At 68.3% G+C, this 202-nt stretch carries 1 protein-coding gene; it reads left to right on the top strand.

Annotated elements, in window-relative coordinates; all coding sequences use genetic code 11:
* A partial coding sequence (locus ACLEJP_RS25645) for an Ig-like domain-containing protein (RefSeq protein WP_440810947.1) occupies positions 1-202 on the top strand: 202 nt, incomplete at both ends.

The raw sequence follows: 202 nt of genomic DNA, 5'->3' as shown, positions 1-202 counted from the left end.
ACGGCAATCCGATCGGCCAGGTAACGGCCGATGGCAGCGGCAACTGGAGCTTCACGCCAGGCACAGCGCTGCCCACAGGTACCGTGGTCAATGCCACGGCGAGCGACGCGGCCGGCAACACCGGCCCGGCCGCGACGGTTACCGTCGATTCCAGCGCGCCAGCGGCGCCAGTCATCAACCCGAGCAATGGCACCACGATCAG

Origin of the sequence: Pseudomonas sp. SMV7 (assembly GCF_052041995.1) — a bacterium.
In the GTDB taxonomy this organism is placed as follows: Bacteria; Pseudomonadota; Gammaproteobacteria; order Pseudomonadales; family Pseudomonadaceae; genus Aquipseudomonas.
This window is presented reverse-complemented; position numbering and strand designations above follow the sequence as displayed.